The organism is Lentilactobacillus kisonensis DSM 19906 = JCM 15041 (assembly GCF_001434135.1).
Taxonomy (GTDB): domain Bacteria; phylum Bacillota; class Bacilli; order Lactobacillales; family Lactobacillaceae; genus Lentilactobacillus; species Lentilactobacillus kisonensis.
The window spans coordinates 1-24,572 of record NZ_AZEB01000028.1 but is presented as its reverse complement, the minus strand read 5'-3'; the positions used below and the strand labels follow the sequence as shown (position 1 = coordinate 24,572).

The window sequence follows — 24,572 nt, the reverse complement described above, 5'->3', positions numbered from 1 at the left end:
GTTATACTATCTTTTATGCAATATTTTGAAAGGGGGCAATCAAGTTGTCAAAAAAAGTTAGAAACGCGATTATTGTGCTCATTTTTGGGAACTTTTTAGTTTGTATTGGCATGAGCCTGATTTTTCCGGTAATGCCGTTTATCAAGAATGAATTGCATTTATCGGCCACGGATATGGGAATCATGAACTCGCTGTTTGCATTGGCGCAACTGATTGCCTCACCAATTATCGGCCAAATTTCAGATAAAATTGGCCGTAAACCCATCTTAGTATATGGCTTACTATTATACATGTTATCAGAAATTCTGTTTGCGTTGACAAATTGGCTCTGGATGTTTGATATTTCACGGACAATTGGTGGTCTGTCCGCGGCAATGGTTGTGCCAACGACTAACGCATTAGCAGCTGATTTAACGACGCCAAGGCAGCGGGCTAGAGTGATTGGCTTGTTATCAGCGGCCTTTAGCGGCGGTTTAATTTTAGGGCCAGGGATTGGTGGCATCTTGGCTAAGTTTGATTATAAAACGCCTTTCTGGTGCGCAGCGGTTCTAGGATTTTTGAGTATGTTATCGCTATTATTCATGCTGCCAAATGAAAAGGAAATCAAAAAAATTGCGAGTCGAAATGATGTCCCGCCAGTTCTTAATGAGCGGAAACGAAGCCGCGCTTCTTGGCAGCAGACTAAAAAGCTGTTCTCGGGGCCAATGGGATTATTATTTATTTTGATTTTGATCTCATCGTTTGGCTTAGTGGGCTTTGAAAGTATCTATAGCTTGTATGTCAATGAAGTTTATAAATTTACGATGGAAAATATCGCCCTTGTATTGACGCTGAACGGATTGACGTCACTGACGTTTCAAGCATTATTATTCGATCGGCTGGTTGTTTGGTTGACTGAGAAGCGATTGATTCGCTACTGTTTCTTCCTATCATTTGCGGGCACCATTTGGATTATGCTGGCTCATTCTAAATTAGAAGTCATTATTGCAACGTTAATTGTCTTTACCGCGTATGACTTGATTCGACCAGCGATTACGACCTTACTAACGAAGGCCAGTGCAACTGCTCAAGGCTTAATTAACGGTGTTAACATGTCGCTGACCAGTGTCGGCAATATCGTTGGCCCAATTATGTCCGGGGCTTTACTTGATATGAATTACCATTACCCATACATCGTCGTGACGGTCTTCTTGATTGCATCGTGGTTGATGACGTATCGGGTCAAGCAGAAGTTTACGGTTAACTTGTGAGCTGTGGATAAACCTATACACTATAATCAAATGACCTCCTATTGTCATGTGGGAATAACTCGGTGTTGATACGACATTATGAGTTTGAATCCGTGAATTGACAATTTTGAGGTCACTTTTTATCTGCGGGAAGGTTTTCCTTTATCCAGTGGTCTGTCCCTGCTCTCATATAGAGTAGGATCGCTTCGCAAAGCAGGAATCTGCGTGTAAGCACCTCTAACGAAAATCCCCAAAACCCGGGGACTTTCGTTAGAGGAGACTTACACTCCGATTCCTAACCGCTTTGCTCCGCTCACTAACCGCTTGGCTCCACACTCTTTCCTATGCTATCCTGGAGGGGCAACAAAATATAAAACGGGAGATGTTACTTTGGATGGTTTGAAAGCAACAATGGCACTCAATAACGGTGTGAAAATGCCTCGATTTGGTCTTGGCGTTTGGAAGAGTGATAACCACACCGCCCGTGATTCGGTAGCTGCCGCCATTCGGAATGGTTACCGGGCAATTGATACCGCTAAGCAATATGGCAATGAGCGTGGTACTGGCGCCGGCATCAAATTAGGATTGCAACAGGCTGGCTTAAAACGTGAGGATCTATTCGTAACTACCAAGCTGTATAACGGTGATCAGGGAAGTTACGCTAAGGTTTCGAAGGCTTTCGACGGTCAGCTCAAAGATTTGGGCCTAGACTACGTTGATTTATACCTCATTCACTGGCCGGTTGATGCGACCTATATTGAAAGTTATCAGGCAATGGAAAAATTACTCAAAGCTGGTAAAGTCCGGGCAATTGGGGTTTCAAACTTTGATAATGATCGAATGAGCAAATTGATTGCCGCGTCCGACGTTGTTCCTGCGATTAACCAAATGGAATTTAACCCCACCAATCAAGAAAGAGATATTTTAAAATTTGATAGTAGCCATGGAATTACCATGACAGCCTGGTCACCATTAGGCGGTGGCAAGTCGCTAACCAACCCAACGATTACCAAGCTAGCTACCAAATACGGCCGCAGTGCTGCCCAGATTATTCTTCGCTGGGAGTGGCAACGCCAAATTATTACGGTAATTAAATCGGCTCACGAGCAACGCATTATCGACAATAGTCACATCTTTGATTTTGAGTTGCGGGATGAAGATGTTGAGAAAATTAATCAGCTTGATGAGGCTAAACGCAGTTTGTGGTACAAAGATTTCACGTGGCATAACCCAAACGCAAATATCGAAGACTCTGTTGAGCAATGGGATGACGATAATGAACCCCTATAATGTATAACGATGTTCACAATATTAATGATAGATACTCAATGACTGGTAAGACGCCATTTGTTGGGTGTCTTTTTTGATAGATGAAGGTTGTTTTTTTCACTGACTACTCGGTTATTGACTATTCAGTCATTAATGATATACTGAGGGCGAATTTAGAAATAGCACAATATTTTGAACCGATTATCTGGTTCAAGAGGGGTCGTGAGGATGTTATGAATAGCCAATTAGTAGTAGAAGTTAGTGGCTTAAAAAAGTCATTTGGAAAGTTTGAAGCTTTAAAAGACGTTAACCTAACGCTGCATCCAGGAGAGCTTCTTGGATTTATCGGGCCGAATGGTGCCGGGAAATCAACAACGATTCGGGTTATTTTGGGACTTATTAAGGCTACTGGCGGGTCTGCGAAGGTGTTTGGCAAAAATGTCTGGAAGGATTCTGTCGTGATTCACAAGGATCTGGCATACGTTCCGGGTGACGTGTATCTTTGGCCAAATTTAACGGGTGGTCAGACCATCGACTTGCTACTTCATATGTCCGGTCAGAAGCATACTAAGCGAACGGATGACTTAATTAAGGAATTCAAGCTGGATACCAGCAAGAAAAATCGGACTTATTCAAAGGGAAATCGGCAAAAAGTGGCTCTAATTGCTGCCTTTTCGACTGACGTTTCGCTATATATTTTTGACGAGCCAACTTCTGGATTGGATCCATTGAATGAATTGATCTTTCAGCAAAAAGTAAAGCAACTCAAGGATTCTGGTAAAAGCGTTTTATTATCAAGCCATATTCTCTCGGAGGTTGAGAAGATGTGTGACACGATTTCAATTATTCGCGAGGGTAAGGTCATCGAGACTGGTTCGTTGGAATCAATGCAGCACTTGACTCGTAATGCGGTCACGGTTAAGACGGCGAAATCGTTGGGGGCGCTCCAAAAGATGACCGGGGTGTATCAGCTGAACTTTAAGAATGATCAGCAGACAGCAGCGGAGTTCAGCGTTGATTCTGATCAAATTGGCAGCGTGATGGCATTTCTTTCGCAGAATCAGATTTTGCAGCTAAAGACGACGCCACCAACTTTGGAAGACTTATTCTTACGTTATTATCACGCCGATAATGAGCAAAAAGTAGGTGAGTAAAATGGCACAATACACGCAAACTTTTGCATTGTTAAAAGCAAACCTCAAACGAGATTGGCTTAAAATCGTGGTTTGGTTAGTTGTGTTAGCCGGGATATTCATTGCGGTTGCCGCAAAGTTTCAAGGGATTTACGGGACCCATAATCAAATTCAAACAATCGCACAAACGTTAAGATCATCGGCGATGAAGTCCTTATTTGGACCGCTTACACATGCCTCGTTGAATACGGCAATTATTTTTGCGACTGAAATGGCGGTCTTCTGGGCAATTTTTATGGTTATTTTCAATTACTCACTAGCGGTTGGTGCCAGCCGGGGACAGGAAGAGTCCGGGCTTACTGAAATGGTTCTTGGGGGCCATCCGGTTGGCCGGTTAGCACCATTAAGTGCGGCTGCCCTTGAGTTATTGGTGGCAGATGGCTTGTTTGCGATTATTACTGGGATTGGGATGACCCTTGCTAATATGCCTGGCAGTGACGGCAGTGGTGACTGGTTATTTGCAATTTCACTAGCTGCCGTGGGTTGGGCATTTGGAATGGTCTCCTTACTATTTTCCCAGTTGGTTGCTGATAGCCATAATGTCGCAATCTATAATTACGCGTTCTTTGGGGTAACGTATTTAGTCCGAATGATGACTGATGTTTCTAACCCTGATTACACATGGTGGTCACCGTTTGGTTGGATTGAGAAAACCAATATTTTTATTAGCAATAATTGGTTGCCAGTCTGGCTGTTTATTATTTTAGGAATCGCAGCATTTGCCGTTGCGGTTGTTTTAAACGTTAATCGTGATATTGATGCCGGGATTATTCAGGTTCGTGGTGGTAAACGCCGAAGCGGCTTTTTGCGGGGACCAGCAACACTATTATTTTGGAACCAACGCTCAGTTAGCTTGTTTTGGTTGATTGGCATGGCGCTCTTGGGGACTAGCTATGGTTCGGTCTTCAATAGTATTGGCAAACTTGTCAATGATTCACCGGTTATCAAACAAGTTCTGGGGCAAAGTGGTGTCAGAGCGCTTGAGAAAAATCAGATATTGTCATTCGTTGGTATCCTAGGGATTATTTTTACCGTGTTGGCGATTATTAGTGGGGCGATGGTTATTAATCATTTGTACACTGAGGAGCGTCAGGGTTACTTACAGCTGGTTAATACAACGCCTCATAGCCGGTATTACCTACTTACAACCTATGTTTTGTACGGGGCCATTCTTTCGGTGGTTGTGTTATTTGCGACGATGATGACCACGATGGCTGTGGGTAACGCAACGTTGAGTCACCCATTGGCAATCAAATACTACTACAGAATCTTTGCGGCAATGCTGCCTGTTTTGGCGCTGTTTTTAAGCATACTAGTATGCTTTATTGGCGTAATGCCGCGGTTGCGGTCAATCGTTTGGATTTTGTTAGGGGGTGCATTTATCATTTCGTACTTTGGCAGGCTAATCAATCTCCCAAACTGGGCGATGAAGATTTCACCGTTCTATTGGTTCAATAAAGTCCCAATCAGAGAAATTAATGGAGAACCAGTGGTGTGGATGCTGGCGATAGCAGTAGTGTTAATGGTGATTGGCTATGTTGGGTATCGACGAAGGGATTACGAAAATTAGAGTGCGGAACCAAGCGGTTAGAGACTGGAGCCTAAGTTTTCGCCACTAGAAATCCTGGGCTTGGATTTTTGGTGGCGAAGGCTTAGGCGCAAGTCTCTGCTTGGTGCAGCACGTTTCCGCTATGTTGCCAGAGAGCCGAAATCCCTGGTTTTGGGATTTTTGAGCGGGACGGCTTAGGTGCAGGCTTCTGCTTTGCGGAGCGGTCCTAATCTGTGTAGCAGAGTAATAACTGAATGGCTTGGATTTTTGGTGTCGAAGGCTTAGGTGCAAGTCTCTGCTTTCACACGCGTCAATTCTCAATATTTCAAAAAAGAAAGTAAAGAAGGTCGACCCATGGCAAAACGATTACCACGTGATCCTGAAAAAGAACAGGCAATTTTGAAAGCGGCAATCCAGGTGTTTGGTAGTGATGGTTATCATGCCAGTACGGATAAAATTGCTGAGATTGCTGGTGTATCTAAGGGATCGGTATTTAGATATTTTGATAACAAGCAGCATTTATATTATGAGGCCGTCAAACAAGCGATTGATAACATTATGGCAGTGGTCGATTTTTCAGTGTGGACCGATTCACAGGATTTGGTAAGCATGGTTATTCGGGCGACCAAGTATAAGACGGAACTTTCCCATCAGTTCCCGTATGAATTTGACTTACTAATGCGGGTTTACGCAAACGAATCGTTTGTCCCTAAGCCAATGCGTGATCGGGTGTTTCAGATGTTCAATAAACTCGAAGTTGATTTGGTCAACAATGTTATCAATGCAACGGTGAGTAAATTAGATCTGCGGCCTGAATTAAATAAAGACGAAGTTCGTCAGTACTTGGGAATGTTCATTATGTCAATCTTGCAAATGTCCCAAAAATATTTCGAAAAGCACCCAGACCTTAAGAAAATTGAGGATATGGGCGAGATCATTGACCAGATTAAGGCATATATGGACATGCTGGAATATGGTGTGGTGAAAGGAAAACGAAAGCCGAGCTGATTTAGGAACTTGGAGATCCTCTGAAGATAGAAAAAGAAGCAATGCATTCCAAAACTAGAATGCATTGCTTTTTACTTAAATTCTGGGGCCAAATCGTCTTTCGTCCCAGTCTCAGCTCGGTAATCAGTTAAAAATCTTTAAATAATTTTCACTTTTGACCATGCGCCCGCTGATAATCCAGCGCCATCTGCATCACTAACTTTTTCATTCCGGCAATATCTAAGACACTGTCGGCAAATTCCTTACGAACCAGTTCATCTGGCAAGTATTCATCATACTTGTCAAAGGTTGGCACCTCCTTCAGAAATAGTAAGTCAAGTGACGAAAAGTCTTTACTAGCTTCCTCCTGAATAATTTGGAAGAATTCAGCTTCGTTACAATCCATCGCAAATTCCATAAAATATGGTCGTGATGAATTAAATCCGCGTAAGTTGAGCCGATCAGCACACTTGATTCGCAACAACCGTTCTAACGCTAAAAATTGATAACTGCCCGTCCACGGGAAAAACGCCCACATTTTACCGCCAAGATTAATTAACTGGTTGTCAGGTAGTCCGGCAATATTAGCTGTGTCACGCATTTGGGTTAACCTGGCCCGGGCGTTGCCTTGTAGGTAGCTGTACATTTGGGTCTCATTGAGGACTTTTCTCATTCGCTGGAGGATCTTAGGATAAATGTCGCCAGCAACATCCCCAAAATAAGCGGGAATCCGCCCTTTAACCTCATGACAATACACCTGATGCCTTTGCCGGTCCACATCTTCAACGACCCAGACCCGACCAGCAATGGCAATTTTGTCACCGACTGGAGGCGGCATCACGATTGTCCCCAATTCTTCTGATTTGGAATGCACGCTATATTCTTCATTATCCTGGAAAACGGCGTAGAACTTATAGTTATTAACGACCCGTTCACCGGCCATTCCGACAATGAGGCCACCAGCTGGGGTTCGCTCAATTTGGTTTGTCTTGAGAAGATGCTGCAGCAGCGTCCGGTAATCATCTTGACTCACATTATGAAAATAGGCCAACTGCAACACCCGTGAGGCCAATTCCGCCGGGGTCATTTCCCCGCTTGAGGCAAGGGTACTCATGGTTTGATGATACAGCAAACTATATGGTAACCGGTTGGTGCGTGGCGGTTCGACCCACTTTTCCTCGAGATATAGCTGGACCAGCGCAATTCCTTGAAGTAACGGCCATGGAATCAGGTCTGGCAGCATAGCTCGTGACTCTGGGTGTTCCTCACGCATCACAAAATGCATTTCGGGCGGATTTCCCCGCCGGCCGGTTCGGCCCATCCGTTGCAAGAATCCCGAAACGGTAAAGGGCGCATCAAGCTGAAAAGCACTTTCCAATTGACCAATATCAATACCCAACTCGAGTGTCGCCGTGGCACAGGTTGTCATGTTCGCGTCTTCATCCTTCATGGCATCTTCTGCGGTTTGCCGAAGGGCTGGGGATAGGTTGCCGTGATGAATCAAGAATCGATCGGGTTCATGATTATATTCCGCATATGAGCGCAACTCCTGACAGACGGCTTCACATTCCTCACGACTATTAGTGAACACTAGACACTTTTTACCCCGAGTATGTTCAAAAATGTACCCAATTCCCGGATCAGCCAACTCAGGAGCCTGATCCGTCTTAGGGCCAATTAACTGGGCCGGATCAAAGTTGTCAGCCGAGGCTTGGGGATCGGTTTTGTAAAAATGTTCCATCGATAGACGCCAGACTTGGCCGGTACTATTGACCTTTGGTGCCACCGTCTGGTAATCGCTGCCCGCACCCAAGAATTTGCTGGCCGCGGAGATGTTGCCGATCGTTGCTGACAACCCAATCCTCCGTGGGTGAACATCGGCCAGCTTTGAAAGCCGTTCAATTAAACAAAACGTTTGCCCACCACGATCACTCCGTAGAAAAGAATGAAGCTCGTCAATGACAATATAACGTAAGCCGTGAAAAAGGTGTGGAATATCCATGTGTTTGTTAATCATGAAAGATTCCAGTGATTCTGGGGTAATCTGTAATATTCCTGACGGATGCTTTAACAGCCGCCGCTTGCTGGATTGGGAAACATCTCCATGCCAGCGCCAAACGTTAATACCGGTATCCTGACACAAATCCGTTAGCCGATCGTACTGGTCATTAATGAGGGCTTTAAGCGGGGCAATGTATAAACACTGAATTGAGTTTGCGGGATGTTCCTGCAGATCAGTTAAAATCGGAAAAAAGGCGGCCTCGGTTTTCCCTGAAGCAGTGGCAGCCGACAAGAGGACGTTATGATCTGTGTTGAACAATTCCTCTGCAGCAGCCACCTGGATGGCCCGCAAATTATGCCAGCCATGATTGTAGATATAATCCTGAACGAAAGGCGCATATCTTGAAAAGACGTCCATAGCGGTCCTCCTTAATTAAATGGTGAATTCGGTGTAGTCCTTATCCTTTTTATCAGAAACCGCCTCAGATTTATGATAGTCAAAATCACTTGATGACAGCAACTTTTCCACCGTGGTATCGGGATTTTGCCAAACAATGTCTAAGAGTTCGATAAAGTCTCGAATGACTTCCCGGGGGGTGATATTAGTGTCAGCACCAATTCTGGCATATTCAATCTTGATGAATTTAGCCAAATCCGCCTCGGTAATGGTGCGCTGATAGCCATACAATCCCGCATGCATATTTGCTAGTTTTTCAACGAGCACGAGCATTTCTTCAGCCGTTAACGGTTCCAACTTGATCACCGGCGCGTACATATCACGAGCACCAGCCGTTGCAAATTTGCCTTCGGTTAACCGGGAATGGAGCGCTTCATAACTATAGACACCCCGACGACGATCCTCAACTGCTTGCGGGGTTCCGCCCATGAGGATTCCTAAATACTTAGCTTTACCTTGCAGCGTATCATTGTACATTGTCAAAATTTTTTCGTAATTATATTGACGGCTAATGCTATTGGGAATCTTATAAATATTAACCAGTTCGTCAATCATGATGATCAAGCCGGCATACCCAGCCTGTCTGAAAAACGATGCAAATAGTTTTAAATATTCATACCAGGCGTCATCGGAAATAATGACACTCACACCCAGTTCTTGTTTAGCTTCGGTCTTATGGGTGTATTCACCTCGGAACCACTTAATGACCTTTGCTTTCGTCTCGTCATCGCCTTCAAGATAAGCGTGATAGTACATGTTTAACAGCTTAGCAAAGTCAAAGCCGTGAACCAGTTCACTCAAAGACGAAATAATTGAATAAATTTTCTTATCAACCGCCGCAGCAAACTGTGGGTCGTCAACTGCCAGTCCGCTTTCACTAGCAACGTTACTTTGGATTGAACTAATCCAGCGGTCTAAGACCAGGGTGAGGGCGCCTCCCTCTGGCCGGGTCTTGGTTGCCAAATTTTGAATTAATTCCCGATACAACGCTAGCCCTTGTCCCTTTGTCCCCTGCAGGCGCCGTTCTGGTGATAAATCGCCATCAACGACAACAAAGTTCTTATCCATGACGTAGTTGCGCATGGTCTGTAACAGAAAGCTTTTACCTGAACCGTAGCGGCCGACAATAAAATGAAAGGAAGCGCCACCCTCAGAAACGACATCAACATCGTGGAGCAGGGCTTCAATTTCTGCTTTCCGGCCGACCGTCACATACGGTAACCCGATTCTCGGGACCACGCCACCTTTGAGGGAATTTAAGACTGTTTGAGCAATCCGCTTTGGGACCCGTCTTTTCTTGATATCTGCCACGATCCATCCACTCCTTTACGATAAAAATAATTGTTCCAAATCCTGACGATAATCTTCGACGATGACCGGCTGATTATCGGCATTAAATTCAATAACTGTATCGCCAATCTCATCTAAAAGCTTTCCATTAATTTGATCGACTAAAATCGAAGTCATCAAATGATGATCGTGTAGGTACTGCTGCCAAGGTTGACCTTTCAACAGCGCAACTACCAGCGTTAATTCATCAGCGTTTAACAATGACTGATCGGAATCAGCTGGCTCATCTACTTGATCTTGTGAAATTGGTTCTTCTGGAGATGGTGCTGACACTGGTTCCTTCTCATCTTCGGTTAGCAAGCTTTCACGAGTTTGGGATGCATCCTTTCGAATTTGGTCAAGATTAGCCAGATTGATGTTCACTTTAGGACGTCGTTTCTCTTCTTGAATTCGTTGATAAGCTTTAATTCCATCCATGATTGCCCGTTGCAAGAGTGACCTCAGTTGCCGGGGCTTAAGTGGGTGTCCCAAGTGAAATGCCTTTCGTACTAAGCGATCCACCTCATGAAGCAAGGTGTTAAGCTCTTTTTCCTGACGCTTAACTGGATAGTAAAGCATGGAACTGCACGTTTGGGGTCCCAAGTGATAGATATGCTCGGCATCAACCTGATACACTTTGAGCCGCGGGGCTTTTCTAAAGTAAAACACGGCACTTGTGAAATACGTATGGGATGTCGGTACGCGACTCGCAATTGTCTCAGCAAAGTAATCAAGTTGGTTGGTCTGCTTGAGGGCGAGAATTTGCTGCCAAACGATTTTTAACAGTTCAGCAAATTGTTTCGGTGATTTTTTCAGCAATAAACACGATTTAAGATATGTTGAATGGGCCTTAAAAACCGCCAGGAGTTGCTCTGGCGAAAAATCGGCTGGATGCAATAAGATATGGTAATCCCTATCAGTCGCTATCTTTTTTGCAAAGACAGTCTGCGCTTTTTGCTGATCCAGTCCATAATATAGCACATAGTCGCATAACCACCGATCGAGCAAATCACGCATTCGACTATGATAGCTGGGAGCATACTGATCACGAAAAGCCATGAGCTTCGTGTAACCCTCCGTGGGTGAATTCACCCCAATATTATTTAAGAGCTCGTAAATGTAGAGATAAGCGTATGAGGTGCTGCTAACAGTGAAGTTGCCTTGGCGAAGTTGAGTCCGCCACGTAAAATACGTTCGTAGTTGATGGATTGTGAGGTCATGGTAGACGGGAAAGTAGCGTTTTAATTCATAAGTTGCGTTGTATTGGTCCTCATAATCCGCCATCATCTGGCCTTGCTTGTAAAAATTATAAGCGACAATTTGAAATGATGGGACTGTATAATCATATGACTGAATCATCTTTTGAATCGGTGCAGGTGCCTCTGGTACATGACTGTTTTTCTGCGCTTTAGTCTGTTTAGCAGAACCAACTGGTAACTGGATTTGTTGGGCACGATACCGCGTGTTGACCTTGTCATCAGGGGGCAGGTAAATTGACTGTTCCTGGGATGAAAGGTTTGGATTTGGTGGGAAATGTTTAAGCGAATAGTTCAACACTTTTTTTAGCATCATTTCATTAATCGACTTTAAGGAAACCCCGACCCACCTCTGGTTCTTTGTGAATTTAGGTGCTGAAAAGTGGGGCAAGTGTTGAACGATAACCCTGAGGTTGCCACAATAGATGTCTATATTCGTTGGGTCATCCTGACTTGCAATCACAAAGGGCCGTTTTGAAGTTGGGTGGATGAGAACTTTAATATGTGGGGTTGATTCAGCAGCTAAGACAAACTTCAATCCATAATAGTTAGCAACCAAATCATTCATTTCTTGCCAATTCAACTATAACACCCCCATTTTATTCCAAACCTTATAACTAAATTCTATCCTATCACGGAACGCAATGGTCAAGAAAAAGCCCGTTTCTAATAAAAACTATGAGCTCAACCCACTTGTTGTGCTCCCTGAGGAACATTGCTCTATAGCGCAAGTAACATCTTATCCAATCTAAGATTATTCGGCAAATTGGATTGTTACCTATTTTTATTTTTGATAAAGTTTGTGACAAATGACTGATTTCGGAATTTAAGCCAAAAAAAGAAGCAATGCAGGATTAAAATGGTTGCATTGCTTCTTTTGAGTGTGGGGCCGCTTTGTAAAAATAAGAATCTATTTACAAGCCTTCCGTTATTTATTTATTTTGGCAGCAATAGAGGAAACGTGCTACACCAAGTAGAGACTGGAATCTAAGGAACTTTCGGATCAAGTTCAAGGCTACATAGCAATTTTTCTCTTTTACATTGAGTAGGACCACTCCGCAAAGCAGGAACTGGAATATAAGCACCCCACCCAGAAATTTCAAACCCAGAAATTTCAAACCCAGGAATTTCTGAACGGAGTAACTTAGGATCCGCTTTCTAACCGCTTGGTTTCACACTCTTTGCTGGCAACACAGATTAGGACCGCTCCGCAAAGCAGAGACCTGCATCTAAGGAACTTCCGACTCAAACCCAAGCCCGGGGTTTAAGCCGAAAGCACCTTAGACTCCGGTCTCTAACCGCTTTGCTCCGCTCACTTTTTTTATGGCATTACCAAATCATAGTGATTTCCCACAATCGCAGTACCGCGATCATGGACCACGCCTTCACCTAATGGCGTTTGAACGTGGGTGCCAAATGGGACTTCTGCTGGGGCTGCGACGATCAAATAACCATCTGCGTCATAGCCCCCATGGTTGGTCGTACCATCAGCAAATGCTGCGCCGGTGTAATACGTCCATTTCTTGCCGTTTTGGTAAACAACGCCTTGTGATTGGAAATCTGCTGGGCTAATAATGGCACTGCTGGTAACATCATTAGCTGAATTTGAATTGTTGTCTGAATCGTTATCGGAACTAGATGCTGTGTCAGCAATCACGGTATCTTTGTGTTCGTTGTGAATGGCAGTTGATGTCTTCATGTTAGTTTTTGAAGCTTTTGTATCCTTACCAACTGAAAGCTTTTGGCCGACCATGATCAGGTCAGCGTTGCTCAAATTATTGCGTTTAGTGATGCCACTAACTGTATCGTTGAATTTATCAGCAATGTTGGCAACCGTATCGCCGGATTTGACCGTATAAGTGTCGGCGCTGGCAACGACGCCACTAAGTCCTAAGAAGCCAGTAATTACTGATAATGTAAGTAGACTCGTTTTGATAATAATAACCACCTTTGAATTTTCTATAACTAGATTTTGTACACGAAACTTGAAATGTGAGGCTTCCACAGTTACTCATATTATGGAAAGAAAAGTGTGTTCCGGAACACATGGATAGTTGTTAAATGGTAACTTGGAAGATGATTGATCAGTGGGATAAATGCTCCTAGGACCAACCACGCCGTATATAATATCAGATCAAAGTAAGCCGTCAATAGTCGCTAGAAATAAGACAGATATGTGACAATGAGTGACTTTGATAACGTTGAATTTGGACAAGTATGTTACAAACCGATTAAATTTCTAAAGATCGCTCCCCACGGGAAGTGAGCTAATTAAGTACGAAATCCCCAATAGTGGGGATCAAAGGGACAATAGCCATATTCAAAAAGGTGCCAAGTGGGACGTTGGCTGAATTAGGGTGATGTTTTGCTTTAATCAGTAATTTCCACCATAATAAGAACTAGAAAAATTAAGGAGCGACATTAAAATGGTTAAGCAAGGTAGATTTGCCAAATCAAGCAAATTAAAACAGATTAAACAAATCCGACGGCGAATGCATCATCCAGCTGGCCGCATTATTCAACCGGATCAATTTGAGGAATTTGTATTGGTTAGGTATGGGCTAACCTTGAAGAAAAAATACAAGGGAACGGATAAGGAAACCATGCAGCGCTTTTTGATGGAGGTCCTTGCCGCAGCAGCGGGTCAAAATTCGTGGCGATTAACCGCTATAATCCCCGAAACGTTCAAAAGAATTAACGTCCGGGTTCCATACCAATTTTACCAACGGGTGTTGCGAAATTGGGACCCCTTTGTTCAATTTCTTAACCGAGAAATTCCGGCTGTTCCGCTTAAAGACCGAATTGTTTTATCAGGCTCGCTGACTGAAGAACAGCTTAACGGGATCATTGCCAGTCAACTAGCGGCCAATACGTTATTAGCAACTGGTAACACCCAACTGCTAAAGATGGTTACCGCGGAACAAACTGACTCATTGGAAAAAAGTTTGATGACGGGTAATCAGGTTGATTGGCAGAAAGTTGCCAAGGTATTTAATCCAATTCCGTTTGATACGAGTACCGCCCCAGATCAGAGAACAAAGCAATGGCTTGATAGCCTAAAGGAGTTATAAAATGGATCTCCAACACGCACTTGAATGTGTCAATTTAGTCCCATTATTTAGATCATTACCGCAGAAGCAAAAAGAAGAAGTTGCTAAGCTGATTGTTCAGCACAAATACACTAAGGGAACCATTATTTACATGGCTGGGGATTCAGTTGGTCATTTTCTTATTCTAGAAGCTGGCCAGATTAAGATTTCTCAGGTTGCGGCTAATGGAAAAGAACAGTTACTCAAGGTGATGCAGCCTGGGGATTTTGATGGCGAGTCAGCCCTATTCAATGGTAATCAGCGAAACGTAACTGCGACGGCGTTAGTGGACTCAAATATCTGCCAAATCGAACAAGATGCCTTTCAAGCTTTACTACGATCTAGTTCACAGCTGGCAGTTAAATTACTAGCAATCATGAGTAAGCAAATTAGTGAGCTTCAAGAAGAAAAAACAATTGCGTCAACTACCGACACTACCGGCAAAGTTGCCAAGTATTTATTAGAAACCAGCGCGGCCCTTGGCGATAAGAAATTCAAATTACCTATTAAAAAGAAAGATATTGCGACTTATTTGGGGACGACTCCGGAAACAATTAGCCGGATTTTTAAACAACTGGTTAACGATGGGACCATTGCCTCTGCGGGATCGGTCGTCACAATTTTGGATGAGGACGCTTTGGTAGACTTGGTTTGATGTTGCTGATTTATTCTACAAATTTTAAAAACAATTGATTTATCCGTATGAATATTTTACAATTAGGGGGTAAATGAAAATACTATTGGCATTACCGTGGAGGATTATATAATGGATGAAAGTCGTGTGCGAGACGAAATTGTAAGCGGAAACATTTCGCTAGGCCTCGAATTAGGTTCTACAAGAATCAAGGCTGTCTTAGTGACGGATGATTTCCAAACAATTGCGTCTGGTGATTATCTTTGGGAAAACGAGTTGGATAACGGTATCTGGACTTACTCAATCGACAAGATTTGGGATGGCATTCAGACCAGTTATGCAACTTTGGCATTAGAAGTTCATGACAAATACGGCATCGACCTTAAGAAGATCGGCTCAATTGGCGTGAGTGCTATGATGCACGGGTACATGGCATTTGATAAGAACAACGAATTGTTAGTGCCATTTAGAACTTGGCGGAATAATATTACCGGTCAAGCTGCTGAAGCATTGACAAAGTTGTTTGATTTCAATATTCCAGAACGTTGGAGTATTGCCCACCTATACCAAGCCATTTTGAATAAAGAGGATCACGTTAAGGACGTCAACTTTTTGACGACTTTGGCCGGCTATGTCACTTGGAAGTTATCTGGTGAAAGGGTCATTGGTGTTGGTGACGCTTCTGGAATGTTTCCGATTGATGAACAGACTGTCAATTATAAGCAAGACATGCTCGACAAGTTCAGCGCCCTACCTGAGGTTCAGCAATATCCTTGGAAGATTGAAGATATCTTGCCAACGGTATTGCCAGCAGGACAAAGAGCTGGAGAGTTAACGGCTGCTGGCGCCAAACTACTTGATCAAAGTGGCGAGCTAGAGGCTGGTTCTTTGATTGCGCCTCCTGAAGGGGATGCCGGTACTGGGATGGTTTCAACGAACAGTGTCAAGAAGCGGACTGGGAATATTTCTGCCGGCACGTCTGCCTTTTCAATGGTTGTTTTGGACCGGCCGATGAAAGCCGTTCACCGAGATATTGATATGGTGACGACACCGGATGGTGCGCCAGTTGCGATGGTACACACGAACAATAGCTCTTCTGACATCAATGCTTGGGTTGGCCTGTTTGGTGAATTCGCTAAGGCATTGGGATTACAGCTTAAGCCAGACGACTTATATGGTACTTTATTTGCAGAATCCGTTAAGGGTGACCAAGATGCCGGTGGTTTGGTCAACTTTGCCTATCTTTCTGGTGAAAACATCACTAGAATGCCAGAAGGCCGACCATTGTTCGTTCGGAAACCTGATAGTAAATTAACCTTAGCTAATTTCATTAAGGAACAGATTTATTCTGCCTTTGCACCACTTAAAATTGGCATGGATATTTTACTTCGAGAAGAACACATTAAAACCAGCGTATTAGTTGCTCAAGGGGGCATCTTCAAGACACCAGTCGTTGCCCAACAGGTATTGGCTGATGCGTTGAACACGCCAATTTCAGTAATGGAAAATGCCGGTGAAGGTGGTCCATGGGGAATGGCAGTTCTTGCCCTTTATTGTGTCAACCGCAAGAAGGACGAGGCACTGGAAGACTATCTTGAGAACCGAGTATTCAAGGATTCAACCACGGCAACGCTGTACCCAGAACCAGCTAGCGTTCAAGGCTACGATAAGTTTATTGATAACTATAAGGCAGCTTTACCGGTTGAAGAACAAGCGGTTAAGTCGATGAAAATGAAGTAGAGTGCGGAACCAAGCGGTTAGAGACTGGAGCCTAAGTTTTCTCCAGCAGAAATCCTGGGCCTGGATTTTTGGTGGAGAAGGCTTAGGTGCAAGTCTCTGCTTGGTGGAGCACGTTTCCGCTATGTTGAAAAGGAACTGTCCTAGGCGTGGCTTTAAGTCGGAAGTGACTTAGGGGCAGCTTTCTGCTTTGCGGAGGCTCTTTCCATGATTCAGCGATTATTGATGCTTCACTCAATAATAATTGCTTGCTTTTCAAACCGCTGATCAGGAATATATCAAACCGGTTGTTCTTTTTACTACTCTGTAGATCAAGACATCGCTAATTTATGGAAAGAGCCTTTGCGGAGCGGTCCTACTCAGTGTAAAAAGAAAAATTTGGTTATGACGCCCAAATACAAACTTTGTGCGCCATGTAAGAAAAGTAACCGAGCCAAATTTCCCACCCAAATTAAACCCAAAGTTTCATCCCGCACAAAACTCAGTTAACCAAAATTGAAAGGTGATAAATTAAAATGCTAGAAGATCTCAAACAAGAAGTTTACGAAGCAAACATGAAGCTCCCAAAGCTTGACTTAGTTACGTTCACTTGGGGCAACGTTTCTGCCATTGACCGTGATAAAGGACTATTCGTAATCAAGCCATCAGGGGTTCCTTACGAAGATATGAAGCCTTCAGATATGGTCGTGGTTGACCTGGATGGTAAAGTCGTTGAAGGGGAGTTGAACCCATCAAGTGATACGCCAACCCATACTTATCTCTATAATCATTTTCCAACCATTGGTGGCATTGTTCATACCCATTCACCTTGGGCTGTTTCATTTGCCGCAGCTAAGATGGATATTCCAGCTACCAGCACGACTCATGCCGATACATTCTATGGTGATGTGCCATGTGCCCCAGCCTTGACGAAAAAGCAAATCGAAGAAGCCTATGAGTTGAACACCGGTAAAGTGATCGTTGACGAATTCGAACGTCGTGGAATTGATCCAGATGCTGTTCCTGCAGTTTTAGTTAGCCAACACGGTCCATTTGCATGGGGTCCAACTGCTGATAAAGCGGTCTATAACGCTAAGGTGCTTGAAGTATCAGCTGAAATTAGTTATCACACATTGCAATTGACGCGTGATGAAACCCACGTCCCACAATATCTCTTGGACAAACATTACTACCGTAAGCATGGCAAGAACGCCTACTACGGTCAAAATAATGCCAAGTCTAAGAGCCATGCAGAACATGAATAGCATATAGAATAATGAGTTAGTGCTTCATATCAAGAGTCATCAAGTCAAAATCTAGGATATTTCTAGGTTTTGACTTGGTGGCTCTTTGATATTAACTGCCTATTTTTTGAAAGTTGAATTTATATTGGAATATTCATGTGTTTTGGTAATTGATGTCCTCTTATTGAGCCGGCATCTAACTTAGTGAGTCAGCCAATGCAAATCCTTGCTCAATTTCCAATATCCGCTTACACTGACCGAAAACAAGTGGAGGCGTTTACGATGACAAATTCTCCGTTAGTAACGATTTCGATTCCTGCTTATAATCTGGGGACCTATCTACAGAAGACGTTGCAAAGTATTTTTGAACAGACGTATCAAAATTTTGAAATCATCCTGGTTGATGACGCTTCGACTGATAGCACCGCTGGGACCATCCGTGAAGCTGCCCAAAAGGATGATCGCATTCGGGCTCATTATTATGAGAAACATGAGGGGGTGTCAAAAGCCCGCAACTTTGCGATTGATAATGCGAAGGGTGATATTATTGTGTTTGTTGACGGCGATGATTTGCTGGCTTCGAATTACCTTGAAGTGATCGTTGATGGCTTGAAGGATCCAACTGTCGATATGGACGCGGTTGGGTATGCTTGGGGATGGCGTGGTGGTGGCCGGTCGTCCGCAACGGAATTTCAGCAAGTTTCAAAACAAGAAGCCTTTGATTCGATTAATTATCGGGGTGCTGAAATTGGCGGCTACACGTGGAATAAGGGCTTTCGGCTATCCGTGATTCGTGAAAATAAGATTCGTTTTGATGAAACCCTGGACTTGGCAGAAGATTTGTTGTTTACCGCCGATTATATTGCGGCATCGCATAGAATTCTCTACTTCCCAGCACCACTCTATACGAAGGTCAGCCGCGGAAATAGCATCATTCATTCGGCGACAATGGCAATGCGAAGCAAGGAGCAGGTGGTTCGCCGCCACATTGATGAGATGGGCAGGCGGCTAACGCCATAGTGAGTAATCTTAGTAACAATGCGACAAAGTGTGTTTCGGGTTTTAGTTTAGGGTACCTTTTAGCACCAAACTACCAAGAAACCAGAAATTTTATTTTAGAGATGCTTTCCTGTAGACTCCGGCATGTTAGATTACACAGATTTGTAATTTGCCAAATAAATATCATTTTCTATACTAAAAACCGCCGTGCTTTCTCAGCCAGCGGTTTTTAATGATGTCTGTAGATTGAACTTTAGTGGGAAAAATACAAAAAAATATCAACTTACAAGCAAAAAATCTTAGTGTAATGGTTGATATTAATTGCACGGATACCGCTTAGAATGTAAGCTAATCGCGATGCCATCGCCGTCGGTAGTCAATGACACCAAGGCTTTAACTGGTAATCAATACAAAAAAAGCACGTACCATTCTATATTTTTTTGTTTCTCAAAAAAGCGCGGACAAAACAGAATAAATACATATAGATATATATAAGGGTTCCATTAGAATAATAAGTGTAAATTAATAACCGTGAGTAACCAGCGAATGAAGGCGTCATCATTTAGATAACGTTGATCGAGGTTCGATGGTTGTTGATCGTTTGATCAATAGCGGTTATGAAGTTAAGGGGTGTCACTGAAGCTGGGGTTCACTGCGTTGAGCAGACACCTAATTGATCTAATTAAAACTAGGGGGTATATTCATATGAATCGGTATCAATATAATACAAGATTGTATCAGGATAGCTTAGAGAAACAGGAACACTACAAACTCTATAAGAAGGGAAAACTGTGGTTAGTGGCCGGCATTTCGATGTTCACCACTGGTTTGTCATACACCATGTTGACGTCTCACCCCGTTCACGCGGACACCACTGCTACTTATAGTAGTGATAACACCACCACCGCTGAAAATGCGGGGGGGGGGCAGAATGCCTCAACTACTGAAAACCCTGTTGTAGCAAGCACAAGCGCTGCTAGCCAAAGTGCAAATAACGGTCAAACGACCGCTAATGGTCAAAGCACTTCGGCGGCTAGTTCAGATGCTGCAACGGCCAATTCGTCAGTCGCAACTAGTGCTGCCAACGATACTACCAGTAGCGCACCAGCCCAAACAGCGGACCAGTCGGCGCAAAATACCCCCAGTGCCACTAATGCCTCGACCCAGTCAACTGCCAAAGCTATTAAGGTTAATCAACACGCTCATAATGAATTAAAAGTTAAGAAAACTACCTATAAGAAACTAACTAAATATAACAAGCAATCCGCTCAGAAGATCGTCCAGCGGGCTAACCAGGTCATGAAAGCGACCCAAAAGCAGGTTGCCAAAGGCCAAAAAACGGCCAAAGCGAAGTCTAACGATAATATTCCGCAAGACGATGCCTTGACCGCTATTAGTACGCACCAAAAAGCCCAACAAGCGAAAGTTTTAAAGGCGGTCAAAGCCGCCCAGAAGATTGCGGTGAAGAATAAAAAGCAAGCCACCACCAAGCTGAATGCCGCCTTGGCGTTGGTGGCTGATATGCATGATAATTTGAATCAAGCGACGGCCTTGGTCGCGGCCGATAAAAAGGGCGTGAAAGCGCACGTGGTCGCTAATGCTAAAGCGGCTTACAATCAGGTTAGCGTTCCCAATGGCACTTCGGCCCGAGTGGATGACTATGGTGATCTGATTATCACGGCCAGCAATGCTCACAACTACAATCAAGTGTTGAAAACCATCCATAAGCAGGGGTTGACCGGGAGTTTCCGGCAGATTGTGGATCCAGCGCAGGCGGCTAGTTTGACGTTTTCAAATTCTAATTGGCCAGACGGCACACCAATGGTAAAAGTAAATTCAGATGGTTCAGCAACTTTCGTTTTGGATCACCAAAGCTCATACTATCAAAATGTTTCAGTAAAATTTACTTATACTGGGAATAAGGGAGATACATTCCACGTTACGCTTCCAGCATCTTTACGGGGAGGCGAAGGATACCTTGTTCAAAATCAAGCTACCGGGAACCCCGTTACCACTGGAAATAAAGATGGTTCTACTACGTATACTTGGACCGTAAATTCTGACGGTGAAACATCGTCGCAAACAATTAACTTAAATTTATTGGGGTTTGCTAATTACGCTTATCCGTCTGAGGCTGAAATGGGAAATTCTACTTCAGCAACAGGTGCGATAGGTGGGCCTACTGGTTCTGTGGCAGATCAAACGTTACTCCCATTTTCGTATGGGGGGACTAATCTTGATGACCAAGTGACCAGCATTACAATTCAAAATAGTACCAAGCTTGCAAGTTTAAATTTAGGTGAAATGGTAACGGATAGTGCACAGCCAAAGATTAAAAACGTTGATTACACTTACTCCTTAACTGCTGTTCAAAGTGGGAATGGGCTATCCTTACAGTCAAATTTTAATGATGTCAATATTTCTGTGAATGTTCCTTCAACATTTGCTCTTAATGCAGAAAAAACACAACGATATATAGCACACTATTCTGGACTTAACTCGGCGTCCGTCCAAGTTGCACAGCCAGGTGGAGTGGGGACGCCTATTGTTTTTTCAACTAAAGATGGTGCTAGTTTTAATTCAAACCAATCCTTATTCTTTATTGGATCATATGGGGAGTCAACTGCTAATGGAACACAAACCTTTGATATTGGAAAGGCTACTTACTCGAAGAACTTTGGCATTGTTACTGCTCCAATTGCACTTGATAATGGTGCGGAAAGTAAGTTAACCGCAAAGACATCGTCATTAAATGGAATGATTACATTTGATGGTACAAGTAATAAGTTGAATGAAACTGTGGCCGATACAGGCACGAAGGCTGTTGTAAGTACTGTCTATCTTGCTAATAATCAAAGTAAGCTGGTTATTGGAAATAAATTATCAAATGTTTTAAATAATTTTGGAATAACTGTAACTGGCACTCAGCCTTTAAATGCAACCATGGAAATGGCACTTCCTGATAGTGTTGAATCAACCGGATTGTATATCCCACTGTTAACTAAAGCATACAGATCATGGGCTTCTGGTGATAGTTATGATGTCAAGATAAACTTTACGGATGGGACATCAAAAGAATTTAAAGATGTAAAGGAAGGAACAACGCTCTCAACACTTCCTCAAACAGGTTCGGTCAATACAACAACAATGTTTAATTTACCAGTGGGTGCTTCAGTAAAGAGTTATGACATTACGCCTAATTTCACGCTGAATCCTGGAGATATGTTGTATTCAAAAAGGAATGCTGGCGGTGAGTTGGACAATGCACTACCAACCGAGAACGATGTTCAAGCTACTTCATTTTCGACATTAGGTTATGTTAAGGACGGAGTAGCAGATCAATCTAAAGTACCGTTTGTTTTAACAACAACGGATAATGATACTGGAAAAGTTGTAGATTCTATTACTCAGTCTGCCACTGCACTTGCATCAGCACCAATTTCTTTGGATGTGACGCCTAATAACACAGCGCCACTGAATCCATCTCAACAGTTTAACGTTTTGATTGGAGATGGAACCAAAGCAGCATATACCAACCCCAATCTGAACGCAAATGGATTCTTTGTTAATAATCAACCAAATACTAATTATGACCCTACTGTCGTAAATAACCCCTCTGCAAAAGACGGGAACGATATGCCAGGATATAATGGCGTGGGGTTAACAAAAAAAGATCCAGTATTTTATGTAACAGTACCAAAACAAACACAAATTGTTCCTCAAGCTAATGGACAAATATTTACTCAAAAAGGTGCCGGATGGAATGGGATTACTTCGACACCAAAGGTTACTAAACTTACAAATGCTGATGGACAGTTAGTCTACAAAATTGACTACACTGGTACAGGGATTGAATGGAATCCTAGCAGTATGGCTTTAAGTATGCAATTTCAGGTTAATGCAGATGCGATAACTGATTTACAATCATTTCAAAATACTGAATCAGTCACAGATATCTATAATGGCATATCGTATGATGTTCCCTCCGCAACTAAAGGTGGCAAAGATGGTGAGTCAACCAGTGTTGTGATGCTTGCCGGTAACGATACTGATAGTAATGGAAATTCATTTAGTAGTTTATTCAACCAAGGCAATGCTCAAAACCTATTTACTACTTTAACGGACTCTGAAGGAAATACGACTAAAGTATCTGGGCTTAGTTCTTTTAATGGCTGGGGAAGTAATGGTCTTGGTGCTACTTTAGGAAGTAATTTTGGGGACTTGTTATTGATTAGCGCTCCTCAATCAATGATCCTTAGTGGTGCTATTCAAGATAATCAAAGTTTTGGCTCCAATTACAGTGCCAATGGTGTTAATAACCCCATGAAGAATGACGCCCAATCGATTCGCTTGCGGTTGGCCAACAACACGGCGAATATTGCGACCAATGTGGGCGGGGTACTTAATTTGCCAACCGAAGTCACCAAAAACGACGGGGATACTCCGGGCAAGTTTGCTTTACAACTGACCGGTAAGGCTACTGAAGGCAAGAGTACGCTGGGATCGACAACTACCTTGTATTCAACCGGAAGGGTCACATTATCAGCCGATGGCAAGTCCGTGACGGTTAATAATCATCAGTACTTCTTTAATTCAGCGGATGGAACTAGTACAACCACCAGTGATGATTTAATGACGGCCAAACAAGTCGAAGATGCTGGAGCTTGGTCCAAGATTATCGGTATTGTCACGTCAATTCCGAAATTAGCTTCCATGGATATGGCTGACGTTATTTTACCCGTTAAAGATCCCGACAGCGCTAACGATCGTGGCAAGCAGGTCACGATCCCAACGGCGTTCCGAGTGGATGGTTTAAACAACGTCAATGGCCAGATTATTGATTCCTTTACGACCACCGCCCACATTAAGAACGTTGACCAAGATGGCAATGTCATCAATGGTTTCCCTGGTTCCAATGGGGGGTATTCGGATGATGGCATCGCCACGCCACCAGTCGGCGTCGCGGGTTCCAAGATTTTAAACAACGTGCCAACCATTCCGGGGTACGTCTTCACCACGACTGATGGGGATACCACAATTAAACTGGACGGATCATCAACGTTAGTCAACCATTTCCAAATTGATAAGGCGACGTTGACAACCAAAGGCCGCCCGGATGGTGAGTTAACCGATACGGCGTTAGGTAATACTACCGCTAATACGGGTGACAAGACTGCTACTGGGACCGATAAGATTACCTTTAAGTATTCAGACACAGATTTAGCCGCTAACGGTGGCGTCTATCATGTGACTGGCCCCGATGGCAAGGATTACGACACCTTGGTGGAAGCGTTGGCCGCTAACCCAACCTTCGATTTGAAGTCAGATGCGACGGCGGCGACGCAAGTCTTTACAGTGACCTATACGCAGACACCGGTTGATAAGAATTCGATTCAATTACAACCAAAAACCAAACAGTACGATGGTGATGCCAGCACCGATCCAACTACTTTTGACGTCAAGCTCGCTAACGGTGTGGTGGCACCAACGGCTGGCTGGACCGCGGCTGATTTCGATATATCAGGGATTAATAGTCAAAATGTTGGTAGCTATGACATTAAGCTGAGTGCGCAAGGCTTAACCGATTTGCAAAAGGCGAACCCAGCTAAAGTCATCTCAA

15 protein-coding genes are annotated in these 24,572 nt (G+C 43.5%); 11 read left to right on the top strand and 4 right to left on the bottom strand.

All coding sequences use genetic code 11. From position 1 onward, the window contains the following. The first annotated feature begins 44 nt into the window (after window positions 1–44). The 5 genes from FC98_RS11485 to FC98_RS11465 all read left to right on the top strand — a co-directional run bounded on the left by FC98_RS11485 (window position 45) and on the right by FC98_RS11465 (window position 6,248). Window positions 45–1,250 carry an MFS transporter gene (locus FC98_RS11485; RefSeq protein WP_056949594.1) on the top strand — a complete coding sequence of 402 codons (1,206 nt, stop codon included), beginning with the start codon at window positions 45–47 and terminating at the stop codon, window positions 1,248–1,250. A gap of 414 nt (window positions 1,251–1,664) precedes the next feature. Further along, the gene (locus FC98_RS11480; RefSeq protein WP_050806296.1) at window positions 1,665–2,519 is read left to right on the top strand and encodes an aldo/keto reductase; all 855 of its coding nucleotides are present in this window, start codon (window positions 1,665–1,667) and stop codon (window positions 2,517–2,519) included. Between the two features lie 212 nt (window positions 2,520–2,731). Continuing rightward, entirely contained in the window at window positions 2,732–3,652 is a 921-nt protein-coding gene (locus tag FC98_RS11475) for an ABC transporter ATP-binding protein (RefSeq protein WP_040471840.1), read from the top strand. Window position 3,653: 1 nt separating this feature from the next. After that, entirely contained in the window at window positions 3,654–5,261 is a 1,608-nt protein-coding gene (locus FC98_RS11470) for an ABC transporter permease (RefSeq protein ID WP_056949593.1), read from the top strand. 333 nt (window positions 5,262–5,594) lie between these two features. Then, the gene (locus FC98_RS11465; protein ID WP_054655802.1) at window positions 5,595–6,248 is read left to right on the top strand and encodes a TetR/AcrR family transcriptional regulator; all 654 of its coding nucleotides are present in this window, start codon (window positions 5,595–5,597) and stop codon (window positions 6,246–6,248) included. 148 nt (window positions 6,249–6,396) lie between these two features. On the opposite strand, the gene FC98_RS11460 is transcribed toward FC98_RS11465, so the two are convergent. The 4 genes from FC98_RS11460 to FC98_RS11445 all read right to left on the bottom strand — a co-directional run bounded on the left by FC98_RS11460 (window position 6,397) and on the right by FC98_RS11445 (window position 13,218). Beyond that, window positions 6,397–8,646 carry a DEAD/DEAH box helicase gene (locus FC98_RS11460; protein ID WP_008857215.1) on the bottom strand — a complete coding sequence of 750 codons (2,250 nt, stop codon included), beginning with the start codon at window positions 8,644–8,646 and terminating at the stop codon, window positions 6,397–6,399. A 15-nt stretch (window positions 8,647–8,661) separates the two neighbouring features. Further along, window positions 8,662–9,996 (bottom strand): ATP-binding protein, encoded by a 1,335-nt coding sequence (locus FC98_RS11455; protein ID WP_008857216.1) that lies wholly within the window; start codon window positions 9,994–9,996, stop codon window positions 8,662–8,664. Window positions 9,997–10,011: 15 nt separating this feature from the next. Next, entirely contained in the window at window positions 10,012–11,853 is a 1,842-nt protein-coding gene (locus FC98_RS11450) for a TerB N-terminal domain-containing protein (RefSeq protein ID WP_235803626.1), read from the bottom strand. Window positions 11,854–12,591: 738 nt separating this feature from the next. Further along, window positions 12,592–13,218 (bottom strand): LysM peptidoglycan-binding domain-containing protein, encoded by a 627-nt coding sequence (locus FC98_RS11445; RefSeq protein ID WP_054655800.1) that lies wholly within the window; start codon window positions 13,216–13,218, stop codon window positions 12,592–12,594. Between the two features lie 478 nt (window positions 13,219–13,696). Between FC98_RS11445 and FC98_RS11440 the strand changes: the two genes are divergently transcribed. From FC98_RS11440 to FC98_RS11415, 6 genes are all read left to right on the top strand, one after another. Beyond that, window positions 13,697–14,341, top strand: a complete 645-nt coding sequence (locus FC98_RS11440) for a hypothetical protein (protein ID WP_054655798.1) — start codon at window positions 13,697–13,699, stop codon at window positions 14,339–14,341. Between the two features lies 1 nt (window position 14,342). Beyond that, window positions 14,343–15,014: a Crp/Fnr family transcriptional regulator gene (locus FC98_RS11435; RefSeq protein ID WP_008857220.1), complete on the top strand. Its 672-nt coding sequence runs from the start codon at window positions 14,343–14,345 to the stop codon at window positions 15,012–15,014. Window positions 15,015–15,125: 111 nt separating this feature from the next. Next, window positions 15,126–16,733, top strand: coding sequence for a xylulokinase (locus tag FC98_RS11430; protein ID WP_008857221.1), 1,608 nt, complete (start codon window positions 15,126–15,128; stop codon window positions 16,731–16,733). Between the two features lie 512 nt (window positions 16,734–17,245). Next, on the top strand, window positions 17,246–17,974 hold the full coding sequence (locus tag FC98_RS11425; protein WP_056949592.1) for an L-ribulose-5-phosphate 4-epimerase: 729 nt from the start codon (window positions 17,246–17,248) through the stop codon (window positions 17,972–17,974). A 261-nt stretch (window positions 17,975–18,235) separates the two neighbouring features. Further along, complete coding sequence (locus tag FC98_RS11420) at window positions 18,236–18,973, top strand: glycosyltransferase family 2 protein (protein WP_054655796.1); 738 nt, start codon at window positions 18,236–18,238, stop codon at window positions 18,971–18,973. Between the two features lie 684 nt (window positions 18,974–19,657). Beyond that, on the top strand, window positions 19,658–24,572 hold a 4,915-nt coding region (locus tag FC98_RS11415; protein ID WP_082603003.1), incomplete at its 3' end, for an MBG domain-containing protein.